Origin of the sequence: Pseudomonas sp. p99-361 (genome assembly GCF_003935475.1) — a bacterium.
In the GTDB taxonomy this organism is placed as follows: Bacteria; Pseudomonadota; Gammaproteobacteria; order Pseudomonadales; family Pseudomonadaceae; genus Aquipseudomonas; species Aquipseudomonas juntendi.
In genome coordinates, this window is the sequence record NZ_RHQO01000081.1 from 1 (window position 1) to 18,748 (window position 18,748).

Annotated in this window: 15 protein-coding genes, 3 tRNA genes and 1 pseudogene; 11 read left to right on the forward strand and 8 right to left on the reverse strand. The window is 60.2% G+C overall.

Annotation, left to right across the window (positions count from 1 at the left end; translation table 11 throughout):
- The 4 genes from EGJ22_RS22950 to EGJ22_RS22965 form a co-directional block, all read right to left on the reverse strand.
- Positions 1-1,584: ABC transporter substrate-binding protein (locus EGJ22_RS22950; protein ID WP_148100464.1), on the reverse strand; the 1,584-nt coding region annotated here is incomplete at its 3' end.
- A 114-nt stretch (positions 1,585-1,698) separates the two neighbouring features.
- Positions 1,699-2,274, reverse strand: a complete 576-nt coding sequence (gene ddpX, locus EGJ22_RS22955; RefSeq protein WP_064314608.1) for a D-alanyl-D-alanine dipeptidase — start codon at positions 2,272-2,274, stop codon at positions 1,699-1,701.
- 33 nt (positions 2,275-2,307) lie between these two features.
- A complete protein-coding gene (locus EGJ22_RS22960) occupies positions 2,308-3,159 on the reverse strand; it encodes a MurR/RpiR family transcriptional regulator (RefSeq protein ID WP_172828416.1) in 852 nt (283 codons plus the stop codon).
- Positions 3,160-3,785: 626 nt separating this feature from the next.
- Entirely contained in the window at positions 3,786-4,619 is an 834-nt protein-coding gene (locus tag EGJ22_RS22965) for a deoxynucleotide monophosphate kinase (protein ID WP_029887098.1), read from the reverse strand.
- A 120-nt stretch (positions 4,620-4,739) separates the two neighbouring features.
- Here EGJ22_RS22965 and EGJ22_RS22970 point away from each other — a divergent pair.
- From EGJ22_RS22970 to EGJ22_RS23000, 7 genes and pseudogenes are all read left to right on the forward strand, one after another.
- Positions 4,740-5,078: pseudogene (locus tag EGJ22_RS22970) on the forward strand (dTMP kinase); the annotation flags it as partial.
- Entirely contained in the window at positions 5,071-6,057 is a 987-nt protein-coding gene (locus EGJ22_RS22975) for a DNA polymerase III subunit delta' (protein WP_029887100.1), read from the forward strand. The pseudogene EGJ22_RS22970 and the gene EGJ22_RS22975, both read left to right, overlap by 8 nt.
- Before the next feature lie 30 nt (positions 6,058-6,087).
- The gene (locus EGJ22_RS22980) at positions 6,088-6,870 is read left to right on the forward strand and encodes a TatD family hydrolase (protein ID WP_009685057.1); all 783 of its coding nucleotides are present in this window, start codon (positions 6,088-6,090) and stop codon (positions 6,868-6,870) included.
- 455 nt (positions 6,871-7,325) lie between these two features.
- Positions 7,326-7,961: a TetR/AcrR family transcriptional regulator gene (locus EGJ22_RS22985; RefSeq protein ID WP_009685056.1), complete on the forward strand. Its 636-nt coding sequence runs from the start codon at positions 7,326-7,328 to the stop codon at positions 7,959-7,961.
- Between the two features lie 92 nt (positions 7,962-8,053).
- Positions 8,054-9,022 (forward strand): GTP 3',8-cyclase MoaA, encoded by a 969-nt coding sequence (locus EGJ22_RS22990; protein ID WP_029887101.1) that lies wholly within the window; start codon positions 8,054-8,056, stop codon positions 9,020-9,022.
- Between the two features lie 66 nt (positions 9,023-9,088).
- Complete coding sequence (locus EGJ22_RS22995) at positions 9,089-9,694, forward strand: DUF4823 domain-containing protein (RefSeq protein WP_009685054.1); 606 nt, start codon at positions 9,089-9,091, stop codon at positions 9,692-9,694.
- A gap of 10 nt (positions 9,695-9,704) precedes the next feature.
- Positions 9,705-10,265, forward strand: a complete 561-nt coding sequence (locus EGJ22_RS23000) for a DUF1285 domain-containing protein (protein ID WP_009685053.1) — start codon at positions 9,705-9,707, stop codon at positions 10,263-10,265.
- An 82-nt stretch (positions 10,266-10,347) separates the two neighbouring features.
- Here EGJ22_RS23000 and EGJ22_RS23005 read toward each other — a convergent pair.
- Positions 10,348-10,423, reverse strand: a tRNA-Asn gene (locus EGJ22_RS23005).
- 62 nt (positions 10,424-10,485) lie between these two features.
- The gene (locus tag EGJ22_RS23010; RefSeq protein WP_029887102.1) at positions 10,486-11,682 is read right to left on the reverse strand and encodes an amino acid aminotransferase; all 1,197 of its coding nucleotides are present in this window, start codon (positions 11,680-11,682) and stop codon (positions 10,486-10,488) included.
- A gap of 287 nt (positions 11,683-11,969) precedes the next feature.
- Between EGJ22_RS23010 and uvrB the strand changes: the two genes are divergently transcribed.
- Positions 11,970-13,985: an excinuclease ABC subunit UvrB gene (uvrB, locus tag EGJ22_RS23015; protein WP_009685051.1), complete on the forward strand. Its 2,016-nt coding sequence runs from the start codon at positions 11,970-11,972 to the stop codon at positions 13,983-13,985.
- Positions 13,986-14,022: 37 nt separating this feature from the next.
- On the opposite strand, the gene EGJ22_RS23020 is transcribed toward uvrB, so the two are convergent.
- A complete protein-coding gene (locus tag EGJ22_RS23020) occupies positions 14,023-15,513 on the reverse strand; it encodes an MDR family MFS transporter (protein WP_172828417.1) in 1,491 nt (496 codons plus the stop codon).
- 49 nt (positions 15,514-15,562) lie between these two features.
- Positions 15,563-16,618 carry an HlyD family secretion protein gene (locus tag EGJ22_RS23025; RefSeq protein WP_009685049.1) on the reverse strand — a complete coding sequence of 352 codons (1,056 nt, stop codon included), beginning with the start codon at positions 16,616-16,618 and terminating at the stop codon, positions 15,563-15,565.
- A 144-nt stretch (positions 16,619-16,762) separates the two neighbouring features.
- Between EGJ22_RS23025 and gltX the strand changes: the two genes are divergently transcribed.
- The 3 genes from gltX (at position 16,763) to EGJ22_RS23040 (ending at position 18,748) form a co-directional block, all read left to right on the forward strand.
- The gene (gltX, locus tag EGJ22_RS23030; RefSeq protein ID WP_029887104.1) at positions 16,763-18,244 is read left to right on the forward strand and encodes a glutamate--tRNA ligase; all 1,482 of its coding nucleotides are present in this window, start codon (positions 16,763-16,765) and stop codon (positions 18,242-18,244) included.
- A 280-nt stretch (positions 18,245-18,524) separates the two neighbouring features.
- A tRNA-Ala gene (locus tag EGJ22_RS23035) sits at positions 18,525-18,600 on the forward strand.
- A gap of 72 nt (positions 18,601-18,672) precedes the next feature.
- A tRNA-Glu gene (locus tag EGJ22_RS23040) sits at positions 18,673-18,748 on the forward strand.

An 18,748-nucleotide genomic window follows, 5' to 3' on the forward strand; every position in this document is an offset into this window, starting at 1 on the left:
AAAACTCCATGGCAATGCGGCATGATGCTCCGGCTTCAATTCAATAACCGTGTTGCACTCAGCTTCTGCAACCGCCCCCTTTACTTTTTCGCGCATGGGCGCGGTGTAAGACTTTTGATAGATGTAAGCATAGGCACTATCACTTACCACAATTTTTTGTGCTTGCTGATAAAGAGCCATGCGCTGCTCTACATTATTGACGCTGGCGGCCTCTCGCACGAGAGTATCAACTTTAGGATTGTTGTAGAACGAGCGGTTACCTGCCAGTCCAGCATTGGCGCTATCGAACCAGAAGTTCATAAACATGTAGGGGTCTGCAAAGTCCGGGCTCCAATTACCAATCGCGATATCGAAGTCTCCGCTGCCAAGGCGCTCACGCAGGGTCGCATTGGCGAGTTTGTCCATGCTCATATGGACGCCCAAGGCCTCCAAACCAGCCTGGAGGGTCAGGCCGATAGGCTCCCATGCAGGATCCTTATCGGAGTAGACAAACTGGAGTTGACTGACTTTCTTGGATGCTTTCGATAGTGCCTGTTGAGCCGCATCGACATCCTGCTTTGGCGCTGGAAGCGACGAGTCGTAGCCCCACATACCGTCTGGGATGGGGCCATTCATAAGCTTCGCCTTGCCCATCGCAATACCGTCGACGATTCCCTGGTAGTCCAGTGCATCAACGATTGCTTTGCGCGCATTCGCGTCGTTGAGCGGAGGGCGCTTGTTGTTCAGGTACAGGTAGGTCACGCGCAGGGACGGATATGCTGTGGTGACGTAGCCCTTCTCCTTCGCCAGGGCCTGAACTTGATCTTCTGGTACGTCCTCAATGATGTCGAGATCGCCCTGCTCAAGCTGAAGACGGCGTACAGAGGGTTCGGCGATGATTCGAACGACAACCTTTTTGAGCGATGGGGCCTTGCCCGAATAATGAGGATTTGGCTCCAGCGTCAGCGACTGGCCTTTCTGCCAAGAGGCTAGGCGATATGCGCCTGAACCTGCGGTATGCGTGGCGAGCCAAGCGTTGACGTCCTTCTCATGCTTTTCAACATCGGGGTTCACGATGCTGGCACCGTTGTGCGCGAGGGCAAACAGGAAAGGGGCGAAGGGCTTCTTCAGCGTGAACTTGACGGTGACAGGGTCAACTACGTCGACAGTTATGTCTTCCGGGAAAATGCTGGACGGGCCTTGTTTCAGTTTCATCAGGCGCTCAACGGAGTATTTAACTGCCGTGGCGTCGACAGCTGCACCATCGTCAAACTTGTTCCCCGGTTTGAGCTTGAACGTCCACACCAGGTTGTCATCCGAGGTCGACCACTCGGAGGCGAGATCGCCCTCAACCTCTGTGCTACCTTTCCCGCCTTCGACTTTGTATTTCATCAGGCGCTGATAGACGGGATAGGTGATCGTCCAGTCGTTGTTGTCGAAGGTGACACCTGGGTCGAGAGTTTGAGGATCCGCTGGCTTTCCTACCATGAGTGTGTCAGCAGGCACCGCTGCCATAGCCGTCTGCCAAGCACCCAGGCCAAGGGAGGCGGCTAGCAGAAACGTGCGGGAAAAAGTGAACGCTGGACTAACTGAAATTCTAGACATGCCGGTTCCTCGTCTTATTACGGTTATATGGGTATTTCGGCAGTTGCAAAAATGTAAGCACGATTTGTAGAGCATTAGATGCCGAGAGTCTGTTGCTCTCAGTCATTCGGTAAATCAAGCCATCAACTTGGCCAGGTCAGTCTCGTTCAATTGGTGAAAATCAATCAGTGGATACTGATCGGCATCCGGCAGCTCAAAGTGCCACCACTCAGTATCGATAGGTGCAAAGCCAGCACTCATCATGATCCCGAGCAACATCAAGCGATTTCGTTGGATATCTACTGGAAGGTCGGGATTGAAAGGATGAGAAAGCTCTCTCATGTCGTCGAACCCTGTGCCCATATCCAGCGGCACTCCTGCTTCAGTTTTTAATGTGACATCCACCGCGACACCGCGACTATGGTGCGAACCTAGTTCGGGATCCCTCACATAGTCGCCGTTTGGCAACGCCTTCCATAGCAGGTGTTGCGCGTAAGGTGGCCGGTACGCATCTAACACCAGCAGTTTATATCCCGCGAGTTGAGCGGCTTTGCTCGCCTGCTCCAGTCGTTTGGCTGCTGTCTGGTGTAGAAAACATCTGGTGTCTTGATAGATGACTCGATTAGCAAGGTTATCTGCTGTCGCGTACACTAACTCAACATCCAGTCCGTACTCTTGGGGGTTGATTTCTACAAGATTAGGATGGATCACTGATACCTCGGATCTTATCAGGCTAATTTGGTACTATTCGAACTGGCCGAAGCGCTTCTGAAGCGTTCGGTTCTTTTCAAGGCGCTTGTCAAGTGCGTCCCCGTGTCTTTCGGCCACAGCCGACACAGTCAAGTTGAGCAGTGCTGTCAATGGCGCGAGCGAGTCCCAGAATTGACCAACATCCAGCTTCAACTGAAACAGATCTGCCTTGAAGTCACGAGCCCAAGGACAATGAAAATCCGTGATCAGTGCAAATGGAATACCGCTTTCATCTGCCGCTTCACATATTTTTCGCGTAACGCTTGAGTAAGCTCGAAAGTCGGCGAGAACTATATATGGATGATTGAAGGCACTGTTGAGCATGTCTGCGTAGGTGCCTGACAAACCGTCGACAAAAAACACATTGGGTCGAATGTATTCCAGGAGGCTATGGAAGGTGCTGAGGATGCCCCTGGTCGATTGAATACCCGCAACGAACACTGCATCGGAGTGGAAAAGCTGGGTGGTCATCTTTTGAAACGCCGCACCCCTGGCGAGATCGTAGACAGACTCCAGGGAGGCAATTTCGGCTGCCAGAGAGCGATCCAGCGCATCACCTACACCACGCTGCTGGCGGAATGCGCCCAGGCGGTCGCCAAGCCTCCAGTCACCATCACCACCATCTCTGATAGCTTGCTTGACCTCTTCAAGGTTCTGATACCCCAGTGAGCGCAGCAGTCGCCCCACCGTGATGCCTGTCGTATCAGCCTTCTGGGCAATACTGTCGGCGGTCTCGAACGGTAATTTCTCGGCGTTGGCCAAGAGGTAGCCTGCAACACGCTTGCCCGTCGGTGTGAGGTCTGCAAAAGACGCTTCAAGCGCCTCAAAGAAGCTGCGGTTGGTCACGGCTATCACTCGGGCAGAAAGGTTACTGATTTGTCATTTGTCGTTCTTGTGTTGGAAAAATAACACTGCCGGATCAGCCATACAAGCTCCGTGAGAGCTGCACACACGTGTAGCTTGATTTCAGGGGCTATGGGCGTTTTGAAACGAGGAAAATTGGCCGGGTACCAAATGGCGCGAAGCCGCTACACGCGGCCATCTGGGCCCTGAGGCATTGGTCGAACCGTCCTTTTCCTGCAGCACGCCCATGACAACCTTGGGGGTTCCTTCCTGAATAGCAGCGCGGGGCATATCGTCAGTTTTTAATACCCTAAGCCCTGCAAGGCGCAGTGGTGGGTGCGTTCAGGTAATGGGAAAGCCAGGCACCTGATCTCCCCAAACGCTTTGCGCAGGCCAGAAGACCGCTTTCTGGAATGGATGGGAGGGGAGTTTGGGCAAGGCTTTGCCTTTTGATCTCGTGTCGACGGAAAAAGGAGCATGCAACTGTAGGTAGGTAGATAAGTAGCATGCTTCTCCGAAGCGAATGCCTTTGCAGATCAGGCGAGACTGGCAGGAAATCCGTTGTCGAGGCCGGTCAGAGCGGGCTCTCCGTTGCAGGAGTGCAGTGAGAGCTGCCCTCCCGCCGTTCTTTACTCATTCCCAGTGGCGCTGCGAGCTTTCAACGAAGCCCAGGCTTCCTCAATTCTCAGACGATAATCTGCAAGGGTTCCGTTGTTGTGAATAACGATGTCGCCGCTCGCAACGGCAATGCCTGCCTCCGATGAGTGGACTTTGATCTTGGTCGCGTCGTCTCGGACGATATGCCAGATCTCCCCACCCAAGTCTCGGATGTACTTGGCTTCATTCTCGAAGCGAATATCCTTGATGATGATGACTTCTTTGCCGTCGAGGTTAAGTTCGAAGCGAGTAGGTTTTTCCGAGTAGGTTTCCCTCGCGTGACGCTCGCGTCTGGCGGCGAAGTCAGGGAAGTCCTGGATTGCCAGCTTCTTTATGAGGGCGATCGCGGCCTCTGGTGAGATGCCCCAGAAGCTGTCGGTTTCGGTCTTGGCCTCAGACCAGATCTGCTCATCGCTGAAGCCGAAGATCTCTTGAGCAGCACGCATGAACGGCGTCTCAGAGGCGCTCGCTTCTGCTTCTGTCAGCTGACGAGGCGGCAGAGGAGGGTGGTTGATCGCGTGATCGGCACGCTTCAGCCAGTGGAGGGGATCGTGGCTGTCACGCATCCACTCAGTGCCAACGCGCTGGAAGAATTCACGGGGAGACATACCCCACGCCTCCAGCCGCACCTCCTTTGCGGTATCATCCCAGGTTTGAGAATTCGATAACCCGAACAGTGACTGACATCCAGCCTTCAGCGGATTCGCCAGGGCATAGCTGGCTACCTCCGGGTGCTCCATCAGGAAAGCGGCACCTGTGTCCTTTCCTGATCTCGCTTTCGCTGCGAGGCCGATGATTTTTCTCACTGGATTCTCTCCGGGCAAAAGCTTGATTCTAAAGGCTTTCAGGGGAGAAATTCGAGGTTTACATACAAAGGCTTTCCGAAACATATCATGACGTTTACATCTTTAGACGTTCCGAAACAAGATGCCACGTATGCCTACCAGGGCGGCGGCCGCGGCCTGTCGGTCGAGCGTATCGCCACTCAGGAGCAATTCGTCCAGGGCGACCTTCGCCCGCAGCTGACCCTGGTGTTCGACCTGCCGGTCGAAGTCGGTTTGGCCCGTGCCGCTGCGCGCGGCCGCCTCGACCGCTTCGAGCAGGAAGGCCAGGCGTTTTTCCAGGCTGTGCGCCAGGCCTACCTGCAGCGCGCCCAGCGCGAACCCCAGCGTTACAGCCTGCTGGATGCCGCACAGCCGCTCGCAGCCGTGCAGCGTGCTATCGATGCGCTGTTGCCGGCCATCGTGGAGCGTTGCCGTGGCTGAGGCCTACCCATGGCAGCAGGCGCTCTGGCAGCAATTGGCCGGGCGCAGTCAGCATGCCCATGCCTACCTGCTGCACGGGCCGCAGGGCATTGGCAAGCGGGCCATGGCCGAGCGTCTGATGGCCCGCCTGTTGTGCCAGCAGCCGCAAGGCCTGGATGCCTGCGGCACCTGCAAGTCCTGCCTGCTGCTGAAGGCCGGTAGCCACCCTGACAACTACATCCTTGAGCCCGAAGAGGCCGATAAGCCGATCAAGGTCGACCAGGTCCGTGAGCTGGTGGCCTTCGTGGTGCAGACGGCGCAGTTGGGTGGGCGCAAGGTGGTGTTGATCGAGCCGGTCGAAGCCATGAACGTCAATGCTTCCAACGCACTGTTGAAAAGCCTTGAGGAGCCTTCCGGCGACACCGTGTTGCTGCTGGTCACGCACCAGCCCAGCCGGCTGCTGCCGACCATCAAGAGCCGTTGTCAGCAGGTAGCCTGCCCCCAACCAAACCTGGCCCAGAGCCAGGCCTGGTTGGCAGCGGCGTTGCCTGATATGGACGAGGCCGAGCGCGACGAATTGCTGAGTTTGGCCGCCGGCTCGCCGCTGATGGCGATCAGCCTGCAGGCGCAGGGTGTGCGCGAGCAGCGTGCGCTGGTTACTGACGGGGTGAAGAAGTTGCTCAAGCAACAGCAATCGCCCAGCCAGCTGGCCGAAGCCTGGAAGGCTGTGCCGATGTTGAGGGTATTCGACTGGTTCTGCGATTGGGCGCACCTCATTCTGCGCTACCAGTTGACCCAGGACGAGGAGGGGTTAGGCTTGGCCGATATGCGCAAGGTGGTGCAGTACCTGGCGCAGAAAAGCCGCCAGGCCAAGGTGCTGGAGGTGCAGGCGTGGATCCTCGAACAGCGCCAGAAGGTGCTGGGTAAGGCCAACCTCAATCAAACCCTGTTGCTCGAATCGCTGCTGGCTCATTGGCTGCAACTGCCGGGCGCCCGCTGATTTCCCATTTTCCATGTGTGCCGCTATCCCATGCTCGTAGACTCCCATTGCCACCTTGACCGTCTTGACCTCAGTGCCCATCAGGGCTCGCTCGATGCTGCGCTGCAGGCGGCGCGTGATCGCGGGGTGGGGCATTTCCTGTGCATCGGCGTCAGTGCCGAAAACGCCGGCGCGGTAAAGGCGTTGAGCGAGCAGTACGCGGATGTCGACTGCTCGGTCGGTGTACACCCGCTGGACCTGGCGCCGGGCGAAACCCCGGCGCTGGAATGGCTACTGCGCGAACTGGCCCACCCGCATGTGGTGGCCATTGGCGAAACCGGGCTGGATTACCACTACGAGCCGGAAGCCGCTGAATTGCAGCAGGCCTCGTTCCGCCTGCACCTGGAGGCTTCGCGGCAGACCGGCAAGCCAGTGATCGTGCATACCCGGGCGGCGCGTGCCGATACCCTGGCACTGCTGCGCGAGGCCAATCTGCCGCAGGCTGGCGTGCTGCACTGCTTTACCGAAGACTGGGACATGGCCAAGGCGGCGCTGGACCTGGGCTATTACATATCGCTGTCTGGCATCGTTACCTTCCGCAATGCCGATGCCCTGCGGGAAGTGGCGCGGCAAGTGCCGGTCGACCGCTTGTTGGTGGAAACCGATTCGCCGTACCTGGCGCCAATTCCGTATCGCGGCAAGCCGAACCTGCCGCAATATGTGCGGGAAGTGGCGGAGTATGTGGCTTCGCTGCGCGGGGCCAGTTATGGGCAATTGGCTGAGCAGACAACGGCTAACTTCAAGCGGTTGTTTCCGTTGGCGCGGGTGGGTTGATTCATTGGAGTTGAAGGTTGTGTGAGGGCCATGAGGTGCCTGCCACAACAAATTCAGCGCCTGTCAGCTCGAACACCTTCGCCCCTCATACCATCCCCAAAACCCCACCTCCAACGCATATCCCCCGCAAACACGCAAAAAAAACCCGGGTTCTGGGGGAGGAATCCGGGTTAAGACCATTAGGAGTAAAACAAAGGTACGCGGTCCCTGAGCACCTTTATCGGCGCGCCGCTAGGGGGGATGCGCCGCGCCAACACTTCTAGTATTGGCCAGGTTTGGCGGCCTGCCAGTGGCTATTGGTCGTTTTTTAAACAGATTTGGAATACGCCCGCGTCTGGTTCCTCCCGCAGCGTATGGTCGAGAGCATCCTGAAACACAGCCATGCTCGGAAGATCCGTGCAATTTCCCGCAAGTTAGGCATAATAAACCGCTTCGATTGTCATCCAGTCCTTCCCATGCAGAAAGAACCTCGTAAGGTCCGTGAGTTTCGCCGTCGCGAACAGGAAATCCTCGACACCGCGCTCAAGCTGTTTCTCGAGCAAGGTGAAGACAGCGTCACCGTCGAGATGATCGCCGACGCCGTGGGCATCGGCAAAGGCACAATCTACAAGCACTTCAAGTCCAAGGCCGAGATCTACCTGCGCCTGATGCTCGACTACGAGCGCGACCTGAACGGGTTGCTGCACTCGGCCGACGTCGACCGTGACAAAGAGGCCCTGTCGCGTGCCTATTTCGAATTCCGCATGCGTGACCCTCAGCGTTACCGGCTGTTCGACCGCCTGGAAGAGAAGGTGGTCAAGGGCAACCAGGTGCCGGAAATGGTCGAACAGTTGCACAGCATCCGTGCCTCCAACTTCGACCGCCTCACCCAGCTGATCAAGGGCCGCATCAGCGAAGGCAAGCTCGAAGACGTGCCTCCTTACTTCCATTACTGCGCCGCCTGGGCACTGGTGCATGGCGCCGTTGCGCTGTACCACTCACCGTTCTGGAGCAATGTGCTGGAAGATCAGGAAGGCTTCTTCCAGTTCCTGATGGACATCGGCGTGCGCATGGGCAACAAGCGCAAGCGCGACCCGGAACCGTCCCACTGAGCTACGCCCCACCGGCTATGTGTACAGGTCTTGCAAAAACCTGATTTATGAGTCAGCTTTTGCCGGCCCCTTTACCCATGCCGGAGTCATCCATGATCGTCGATCGTCAAGGCAGGCGGTTTCGCAACCTGCGTGTCAGCCTGACGGCTGCCTGCAATTACGCCTGTACCTATTGCGTGCCCGACGGCAAGCGCCTGGTGGCGGCGCAGGATGAGCTTTCGGCAGACGCACTGGCGCGTGGCGTGGCCTACCTGATTGAAGCAGCCGGCATCGAGCGCTTGCGTATCACCGGTGGGGAACCGCTGGTCAGTCCGCGCCTGGATGCCTTTCTCGCCGCGGTGGCCAAACTCGGCCTTGAGGATATTTCGCTGACCACCAATGGTCAGCTGCTGGGCCGTAAGTTGCCGCAATTGCAGGCAGCCGGAATTCGCCGGCTGAATGTTTCGCTCGACACCCTGGATCCGTTGGCGTTTCGTCAGATCGCCCGCGGCGGCGACCTGGCCACGGTGCTGGCGGCGATGGAGCGGGCCCGCGCCATGGGCATGCAGATCAAAGTGAACATGGTGCCGATGCGTGGGCAAAACCTCGACCAGGTGCTGCCGTTGCTGAATTACTGCATGGCGCGTGGCTTTGAGTTGCGTTTCATCGAACTGATGCGCATGGGCCACCTGGCGCGTGATCACTCTGCTTTCCTGCGGCAATTTGTCAGCCTCGATGACCTGCTCACGCTGATCGGCGGTCAGCACGCCTTCGCCCGTGTCGCTGCGCCGGTGGACGCCACCGCCATGCGCTATCAGATCCCCGGCAAGGGGCACTTCGGCGTCATCGCCAATGAGAGCGTGCCGTTCTGCCGGACGTGCTCGCGGCTACGGCTGTCGTCCACAGGTTGGCTGCATGGCTGCCTGTCGTCGGGTAATCGTCATTTCGTTGGCGACCTTCTGCAGAAACCACGTCACCAAGCCTTGCCGGCGCTGCAGCGGTTACTGGTCAAGGCGCTGGCAGACAAACAGGCATTGGCGTTTTCCGGCGGCGTGACGGTGATGAAGGTAATCGGCGGCTGAAGCTGGCGCAAAAGCTGCATCCGCCGGCTATTCGCCGGTTTTTCGTCGCCGGTCACTGGAGGAAAGATGCGTAGCCTGGTCTTGCTGCTGGCGCTGATGGCGTTGGGCGGTTGCATGAATGTCAGCGATATGGGCGAGGGCGTCCGCTATCACATGAGCGACGCAGGGCTGCTGGACCATAGCGAAACCCGGCGCACGCTGTCGATTCGCCTGCAGCCCGACTCGTTCATCTTCATAGGGCAGGGCGCATTCGTGCCGCCTGGCAAGGGCCCGGTTCCCCGGCAGAATGCAGTGGCCGAGCAGGCGTTCAAGAGTTTCGTAGAGTATTTCCCGCTGGTGCGCCGCGCCCAAGGCCCGCTGGGCCTCGAAGAGGCCATTGCGCAGGCCCGTTCGGTCGGTGCCGACTATGTGCTGTATACCCGCTTCGCCCGCACCGACGACCGCATCGGCAATGGTGACGAGTGGTACGATGAGCAAGCCGTCGACCGCCTGGGCTGGGACAGCGGTGTGGTGCAGATGATGCTGATCGAAACCAATACCCGCTACCTGATCGATACCGCTCGCATCAAGAGCCGTGGCGGTTTGTTGACGTTCCACGATAAAACCCCCGAGGATTTGCTTGCCGCACCGATGCGCGAGTACGCTCGTAGCCTTCTGGGCATGAGTGAGTGAGGCGAGTGTGATGAGCGACACCGGTAAGGCCAACGACCTGCTGGCGCAGATCCCCAAGGCCAAGGGCCTGCCACCGGTCCACCTGTGGAACCCCGATTTCTGCGGTGACATCGACATGCGTATCGCCCGCGATGGCACCTGGTATTACCTGGGCACGCCCATCGGCCGCAAACCGATGGTGCGGCTGTTCTCGACCATTCTGCGCCGCGATGGTGACGATTACTTCCTGATTACCCCGGTGGAAAAGGTGGGCATCCAGGTAGACGATGCGCCGTTCGTGGCAGTGGCGCTGGAGGTGCAAGGGCAGGGCGAGCAGCAGGTGCTGCGCTTTACCAGCAATGTCGAGGATCAGGTCGAGGCCGGCCCGGCCAATCCGCTACGGGTAGTCACCGATCCGGTGACGCAAGCGCCGTCGCCGTACGTGCTGATGCGCAGCAACCTCGAGGCATTGATACACCGCAATGTGTTCTACCAGATGGTGGAGTTGGCGGTGCCGCGCGAGATCGATGGTGAGCAATGGCTGGGCGTTTGGAGCGGTGGCGAGTTCTACCCGATTGGGCGCAGCAGCTGATTGCATTGTGCGTGCGTCGCCGGCTTCGCAGTAAACGAAAAAGCCCCCGGCTGCTTTCACAGTCGGGGGCTTTTTCAATGTTTGGCTCCGCGACCTGGACTCGAACCAGGGACCCAATGATTAACAGTCATTTGCTCTACCGACTGAGCTATCGCGGAATCTGCGCACATCATACCGATCGCCAGGGGGAAGTCAAGCCACCCCCTGCCAAATCAAGCAGTTACAACACTTGCACGATCGCCTTGGTGACGACATGGATGTTGCTCTGGTTCAGCGCCGCCACAGCGATGCGGCCAGTGTCCAGCGCATAGATGCCAAAGTCGTTCTTCAACCGGGCGACCTGCTCTACGCTCAGGCCCGAGTAGGAGAACATGCCGACCTGGCGACCGACGAAGCTGAAATCGCGGTTGGCACCGTATTCGGCCAACAGCGCGACCATCTGCTTGCGCATGCCGTGGATGCGTTCGCGCATTTCGGCCAGTTCGGTTTCCCACATCTGGCGCAGCTCGGCGCTGTTCAGCACGGTAGCGACGATGGTTGCGCCGTGGGTGGGCGGGTTGGAGTAGGTGGTGCGGATCACGCGCTTGACCTGCGACAGCACGCGGGTGCTCTCGTCTTTGGAGGCGGTAACCACCGACAGCGCACCCACGCGCTCGCCGTACAGCGAGAACGACTTGGAGAACGAGCTGGACACGAAGAACTCCAGGCCCGACTCGGCGAACAGGCGGACCGCGAAGGCGTCTTCGGCAATGCCGTCACCAAAGCCTTGGTAGGCCATGTCGAGGAACGGCACGTGGCCTTTGGCCTTGACCACTTCCAGCACGTTTTTCCAGTCGTCCAGGCTCAGGTCGACGCCCGTCGGGTTGTGGCAGCAGGCGTGCAGCACCACGATCGAGCCAGAGGGCAGGGCGTTGAGGTCTTCGAGCATGCCGGCGCGGTTGACGTCGTTGCTCGGGGCGTCGTAGTAGCGGTAGGTCTGCACCGGGAAACCGGCCGACTCGAACAGGGCGCGGTGGTTTTCCCAGCTCGGGTCGCTGATGGCCACCACGGCGTTTGGCGAGATCCGCTTGAGGAAGTCGGCACCGATTTTCAGTGCGCCAGTACCACCGACGGCCTGCACGGTGACCACGCGGCCGGCGGCCAGCAGTGGCGATTCGGCACCGAACAGCAGCTTTTGCACGGCCTGGTCGTAGGTGGCGATACCATCGATCGGCAGGTAGCCGCGCGAGGCATGCTGGGCTGCACGCTGGGTCTCGGCTTCGATCACGGCGCGCAGCAGCGGAATGCGGCCTTCCTCATTGCAGTACACGCCAACACCCAGGTTGACCTTGTCGGTACGTGGGTCGGCATTGAATGCTTCGTTGAGGCCCAGGATAGGGTCGCGGGGTGCCAGCTCGACAGCGGAAAACAGGCTCATTGTTACTTCGGCTCTGATTGGAGAGTGATAGGGCGTACACGCTCCAGCCGAATGCACTGAAGCGGTGCACAAACGGGGAGTCAGTATAGTGATACCGACCGGTGACCGCGACACTCTGGCGCGGCTTTTCCGGGTATTTGCGCAAATATTTTTTGACCATCGGTCTGATTGGCCGGTCAACCGTGATACCTGGTTGTGGCTGTGCCTTGAAAGCCGCCCCGTGCGGGCGCATTTGGGTATAGACTACTGGCTAAATTTACAGTTGCTGCAGCACCGCGAGGTCCGTCATGTCCGAGTTCCAGCTCGTTACCCGTTTCCAGCCTGCCGGCGACCAGCCCGAGGCGATCCGCCAGATGGTCGAGGGCATCGAGGCCGGGCTGTCGCACCAGACGCTGCTGGGGGTGACCGGTTCGGGCAAGACGTTCAGCATTGCCAACGTGATTCAGCAGGTTCAGCGCCCGACCCTGGTGCTGGCGCCGAACAAGACCCTGGCCGCGCAGCTGTACGGTGAGTTCAAGGCGTTTTTCCCCAATAACGCGGTGGAGTACTTCGTCTCCTACTACGACTATTACCAGCCGGAAGCCTATGTACCGTCGTCGGACACCTTCATCGAGAAGGATGCGTCGATCAACGACCATATCGAGCAGATGCGTCTCTCGGCGACCAAGGCGCTGCTGGAGCGCCGCGATGCGATCATCGTCACCACCGTGTCGTGCATCTACGGCCTCGGCAGCCCCGAGACCTACCTGAAAATGGTCCTGCACGTGGACCGCGGCGACAAGCTCGACCAGCGCGCGCTGCTGCGCCGCCTGGCCGACCTGCAGTACACCCGCAACGAGATGGACTTCGCCCGCGCCACCTTCCGTGTAAGGGGGGATGTGATCGACATTTTCCCCGCAGAATCGGACCTGGAGGCCATCCGCGTCGAGCTGTTCGACGACGAGGTGGAGAACATCGCGGCGTTCGACCCGCTGACCGGCGAGGTCTTCCGCAAGCTGCCGCGGTTCACCTTCTACCCCAAAAGCCACTACGTCACCCCGCGGGAAACCCTGCTGGACGCCGTGGAGGGCATCAAGGCAGAGCTCAAGGACCGCCTGGAGTACCTGCACAAGGCCAACAAGCTGGTCGAAGCCCAGCGCCTGGAGCAGCGCACCCGGTTCGACCTGGAGATGATCCTGGAGCTGGGCTACTGCAATGGCATCGAAAACTACTCGCGTTACTTGTCTGGCCGCCCGGCGGGTGCACCGCCGCCAACGCTGTACGACTACCTGCCGCCCGATGCGCTGCTGGTGATCGACGAATCCCATGTCAGCGTGCCGCAGGTGGGGGCCATGTACAAAGGCGACCGTTCGCGCAAGGAAACCCTGGTCGAGTATGGCTTCCGCCTGCCGTCGGCACTGGACAACCGGCCCATGCGCTTCGATGAATGGGAGAGTGTCAGCCCACAGACCATCTTCGTTTCCGCCACCCCGGGGCCTTATGAGGCCGAGCATGCCGGGCGGGTGGTGGAGCAGGTGGTGCGCCCCACCGGGCTGGTCGACCCGCAGGTCGAAATTCGCCCGGCGCTGACCCAGGTCGACGACCTGCTGTCGGAGATCCGCAAGCGGGTGGCTGCCGGCGAACGGGTGCTGGCCACCACCTTGACCAAGCGCATGGCAGAAGACCTCAGCGACTACCTGGCCGATCACGATGTGCGGGTGCGCTACCTGCACTCGGATATCGACACGGTGGAGCGGGTGGAGATCATCCGTGACTTGCGCCTGGGTACCTTTGACGTGCTGGTAGGGATCAACCTGCTGCGTGAGGGCCTGGACATGCCCGAGGTGTCCCTGGTGGCGATCCTCGATGCCGACAAGGAAGGCTTCCTGCGCTCGGAGCGCTCGCTGATCCAGACCATCGGCCGTGCGGCGCGTAACCTCAATGGCCGGGCCATCCTGTACGCCGACAACATCACCGGCTCGATGCAGCGGGCGATCGATGAAACCGAGCGCCGCCGCGAGAAGCAGATCGCCTTCAACGAAGCCAACGGCATCGTGCCCAAGGGCGTGATCAAGGACATTACCGACATCATGGAGGGCGCCACCGTGCCGGGTGCGCGCAGCAAGAAGCGCAAGGGCATGGCCAAGGCCGCGGAGGAAAGCGCCCGTTACGAGGCCGAACTGCGCACGCCTGGGGAGATCACCAAGCGTATCAAGCAGTTGGAGGAGAAAATGATGCAGTTCGCCCGCGACCTGGAGTTCGAAGCCGCGGCGCAGTTGCGTGACGAGATCACCAAGCTGCGTGAGCGGTTGATCACCAGCTGAAGGCTGGCGCCGGCCCTGTGGGTGCATCGTAACAAGCTCAATGGGCCTCGCCAGCTTTCAAGCCCTGGGGCAATTTTCGGGTCAGCAGCACCGCCACCATGCTTACCGCCAAACCAATACCGACGAAGTGGAAGGCGTCGTTGTAAGCCATGATCAGCGCCTGCTGGTGGGTGATCTCGCTCAGCTTGCCCAGCGCCGCGTTGTCACTCCCCAGGCGCTCCGTCAGTTGCGCCAGGCGCTCGGCCACTTGGGGGTTGGTGGGCACCACGGCCTCACGCAGGTAATCGAAATACACCTTGGTGCGCGCGTCCAGCAGTGTAGCCAGCAAGGCAATGCCAATGGCGCCGCCGAGGTTGCGCAGGATATTGAACAGGCTCGACGCAGACCCTGCGTCCTGCGGCTGAATATAGGCGGTGGCGATCAGCGAGATGGTGACCATGATCATCGGCTGGCCCAGTGCGCGAATGATCTGCACATGGTTGAACTGCGGCCCGGCAAAGTCAGGGTTCAGTACCCCCGAGCCGAAACTGGCAGCGCCGAACAGGCAGAAGCCCAGCGCACACAGCACCTTGGGCGATACCACCTTCATCAGCTGCGGCACCAGCGGAATCAGGAACAGCTGCGGAATGCCCATCCACATGATCACTTCGCCAATCTGCAGGGCGTTGTAGCCCTGCACCTGGGTCAGGTACAGCGGCAGCAGGTAGATCGAGCCGTACAACCCGACGCCCATGCCCAGGCTGGCGATGCTCGACAGGCCGAAGTTACGGTTGCCGAGTATGCGCAGGTTGATCAGTGGGTGCGGCCTGGAAAACTGCAGGATGACGAAGGTGATGAGGCTGACCAGGGCGACGCTGCCCAGGGCCACGATCAAGTGCGATTCCAGCCAGTCCTTGCGGTGGCCTTCTTCGAGAAATACCTGCAGGCAGCCCAGGCCCAGGCCGAGTGTGAGGATGCCGGCATAGTCGGTGCTTTTCAGCAGGTCCCAGTGCGCCTCCTTTTTCTCCAGCCCGTACAGCAGGCCAGCGATCATCACCAGGCCCGGCGGGATGTTGATGTAGAAGATGTATTCCCAGCCCCAGTTCTCGGTCAGCCAGCCGCCCAGGGTGGGGCCGATCGACGGCGCGAAGGTGGCGGTCATGGCGAACATGGCCATGCCCTTGGCACGGTGGTGCTCCGGCAGTTTGGTCAAGGTCAGGGTGAATGCCAGCGGGATCAGCGCGCCGCCGGTAAAGCCTTGCAGGGCGCGGAACAGGATCATGCTTTCCAGGTTCCAGGCCATCGAGCACAGCAACGAAGACAGCAGGAACCCGGCCGAAACCCACACCGCCAGGCGCCGCGCCGACAGCAGCTGCACCAGCCAGGCCGTCAGCGGGATCATGATGATTTCCGCGACCAGGTACGAGGTGGAAATCCACGAGCCTTCTTCCAGGGTGGCCGACAGCGCGCCCTGGATGTCCTTGAGCGAAGAGTTGGTGATCTGGATGTCCAGCACCGCCATGAAGGCGCCGAGCATCACGCTCATCACGGCGATCCAGTCGCGGCGGCTGGGTTCCCCCGTTGGGCGCAGCAGTTGTTCAGCGGCCATCGTGGCCTTCGTCTTCGTTGCGCAGGTCCACGGTGGCAGTGACCGACATGCCCGGGCGAATACGCCCGTGCAGAGGGTTGTCGGCGCGGAAGGTGAGTTTTACCGGGATGCGCTGGACCACCTTGGTGAAGTTGCCGGTGGCGTTGTCCGGTGGGAGCAGGCTGAATTGCGCTCCCGAGGCTGCGAACAGGCTGTCGACCCGGCCTTCGATCGGCGTATCGGGGTAGCTGTCGAACAGCAGTTCGGCGCGCTGGCCTGGCTGCATATGGCCAATCTGGGTTTCCTTGAAGTTGGCCTGCACCCAGATGTCTTCGTCAGGCACGATCGACAGCAAGTAAGCACCGGCCTGCACCACCTGGCCATTACGGGCACTGCGCTGGCCGATGGTGCCGCTGATGGGCGCGCGGATCTCGCAGCGGGTGAGGTTCAACTCGGCCTGGGCCAGGTCGGCGCGGGCATTGGCGATCTGCGCATCGAGGCGCTTGAGCTCGGCATTCAGTGCGCTGACCTGCTGGCGCTGGCTTTGCAGGTCGGCACGGGCCTTGTCCACTTGCGACCCGGCAACATGGCTGTCGGCCGACAGCGTGGTGACCCGTTCTTCCGACACAAACCCTGGCTTGCGCAGCTTCTCGGCGCGGCTCAGGTCCAGCCGCGAGCGGTCGAACGTGGCCTGGTTGGCGGCCACCTGGGCCTGGCCGGCGGCAATCAGGCTGCTTTGCTGGGTAAGGCGGCTTTGCGCCTGGGCGTACTCGGCTTCGCGGGTGGCCAGGGCCGCACGGGCGCGCTCAAGGGCCAGCTCGAAATCAGCCGCCTCCAGGCGCACCAGCAGGTCGCCCTGGTTGACATGCTGGTTGTCTTCGACCGGCACGCTGTCGATGCGCGCGCCCAACTGGCTGGAGACACGGGTGATCTCGCCCTGTACGTAGGCGTTGTCGGTGCTTTCGTAGAAGCGCCCCTTGAAATACCAATGGGCCAGGAAAGCCAGGGCAATGATGGCCACCAGGGTGAAGAATATCGCCAGGCGGCGTTTGAGTTGGGCAGGCATGGGGGATTGTCGTTGCAGAAATGTAAATAAATTTAACAGCGGCAGATGGCCACTCGGCAAGTGACGTTCGCGCCATTGCTGGAGCCCGGTGCCCGCCACCTGCTAACATCCCGCCTTTGTTTCATCTTTCGTTCGAGACTCTCCATGACCACCGTACGCACGCGTATCGCGCCATCGCCTACCGGCGACCCTCATGTTGGCACTGCCTACATCGCCCTGTTCAACTACTGCTTCGCCAAGCAGCACGGCGGTGAGTTCATCCTGCGCATCGAAGACACCGACCAGTTGCGCTCCACGCGCGAGTCGGAGCAGCAGATCTTCGATGCCCTGCGCTGGCTCGGCATCGAATGGAACGAAGGCCCGGACGTTGGCGGCCCGCACGGCCCGTACCGGCAGAGCGAGCGTGGCGAGATCTACGCCCAGTACGCCAAGCAACTGGTCGACGCCGGCCATGCTTTCTACTGCTTCTGCACCGCCGAAGAGCTGGAACAGATGCGTGCCGAACAGCAAGCCCGCGGCGAAACCCCGCGCTATGACGGCCGTGCCTTGCTGCTGAGCGACGAGGAAGTGCAGCGCCGCCTGGCCGCTGGCGAACCGCACGTGATCCGCATGAAGGTGCCCAGCGAAGGCGTGTGCGTGGTGCCGGACATGCTGCGTGGCGATGTCGAAATCCCGTGGGATCGCATGGACATGCAGGTGCTGATGAAGAACGACGGTCTGCCCACGTACTTCCTGGCCAACGTGGTGGACGACCACCTGATGGGCATTACCCACGTGCTGCGCGGCGAAGAATGGCTGCCATCGGCACCCAAGCTGATCAAACTGTACGAGTATTTCGGCTGGGAGCAGCCCAAGCTGTGCTACATGCCGCTGCTGCGTAACCCCGACAAGTCCAAGTTGTCCAAGCGCAAGAACCCGACTTCGGTCACCTTCTACGAGCGCATGGGCTTCATGCCCGAAGCCATGCTCAACTACCTGGGCCGCATGGGCTGGTCGATGCCGGACGAGCGCGAGAAGTTCTCGCTGGCCGAGATGGTCGAGCACTTCGACCTGTCGCGCATCTCGCTGGGCGGCCCGATCTTCGATATCGAGAAGCTGTCCTGGCTCAACGGCCAGTGGCTGCGCGAGCTGCCCGTCGAGGAGTTCGCGGCGCGCCTGCAGAAGTGGGCGTTCAACAGCGATTACATGATGAAGATCGCCCCGCATGTGCAGGGCCGGGTGGAAACCTTCAGTCAGGTCGCCCCGCTGGGCGGTTTCTTCTTCGAAGGCGCGTTGAAGCTGGACGCCAAACTGTTCGAAAGCAAGAAGTTGTCGGCCGACCAGGTGCGCCAGGTCATCCAGCTGATCCTGTGGAAGCTCGAAAGCCTGCGCCAGTGGGAAAAAGAGCGTATCACCGGCTGTATCCAGGCTGTGGTCGAGGCGCTGGAGCTGAAACTGCGCGATGCCATGCCGCTGATGTTCGCGGCCATCACCGGCCAGGCCAGCTCGGTGTCGGTGCTGGACGCCATGGAAATCCTTGGCCCGGACCTGACCCGCTACCGCCTGCGCCAGGCCCTGGACCTGCTGGGTGGTGTGTCGAAGAAGGAAAACAAAGAGTGGGAAAAGCTGCTGGCTTCCATCGCCTGATTCAGTATTACACCTAACCTGTGGGAGCGGGCGCGCCCGCGAATGCGGTGTTTGATCTACGATCGCATTCGCGGGCACGCCCGCTCCCACAAGACCAGCTGAAGCCCAAAAACTGGGGCAGGGCGGTAAGTGATTGTTATCTGTGAAAAAATTTTTGGTTATTTTTGAAAATTCGTTTGACAGCCCTCCAATCCGATCTTAATATGCGCCCCGTCCACAGCGATGAACGTAAACGAAGCGCCAGGCACCCAGCCAGCGGTTCGGTTCAAAGCGACATTGTGGGGCTATAGCTCAGCTGGGAGAGCGCCTGCATGGCATGCAGGAGGTCAGCGGTTCGATCCCGCTTAGCTCCACCAAATTCCGCTTAACAGCCCAGGCTGGTAAGCAAGACCGGGTCCAGCAACCGGGTCTTGAAGGTAAGAAGGTTCGTCCCCTTCGTCTAGTGGCCTAGGACACCGCCCTTTCACGGCGGTAACAGGGGTTCGAGTCCCCTAGGGGACGCCA